The organism is Thermoanaerobacter sp. CM-CNRG TB177 (genome assembly GCF_018588165.1).
GTDB lineage: Bacteria > Bacillota > Thermoanaerobacteria > Thermoanaerobacterales > Thermoanaerobacteraceae > Thermoanaerobacter > Thermoanaerobacter thermocopriae.
In genome coordinates this window covers 330-789 of the sequence record NZ_JAFCAC010000096.1, presented here as the reverse complement: position 1 = coordinate 789, position 460 = coordinate 330, and the positions used below count along the sequence as shown (strand labels likewise).

General features: G+C 34.1%; 1 CRISPR repeat array.

The features are described 5' to 3' along the window. Position 1: 1 nt before the first annotated feature. Positions 2–365: direct repeats of the CRISPR family, unit length 29 nt; unit sequence TTTTTAGCCTACCTATAAGGAATTGAAAC. Positions 366–460: the final 95 nt, after the last annotated feature.

The window sequence follows — 460 nt, the reverse complement described above, 5'->3', positions numbered from 1 at the left end:
GTTTTTAGCCTACCTATAAGGAATTGAAACTATACTGCCGCTTTTGCTCCCAAATCTCCATACCCAGTTTTTAGCCTACCTATAAGGAATTGAAACGCCTGCATTAATATTTATATCCCATGTGTAAGTGACCGGTTTTTAGCCTACCTATAAGGAATTGAAACTGACCCTACTACTGGGGATGATATCTTGAGAGTAAATGTTTTTAGCCTACCTATAAGGAATTGAAACAAAGAAATGACGCACATATACAAGTAAAGTTACCATCGTTTTTAGCCTACCTATAAGGAATTGAAACTGTAAAAGCAGCTGCTTTACATACTATTTAAAAAAACGTTTTTAGCCTACCTATCCTGAAAATAGTGTCTCTCAAAAAGGCAACAAAAAACTAAACCCATACCGATGTAAAAATATGGGATAAATGAATGGTTAATAAAGTTAAATAAAAAGTTAAGACGCT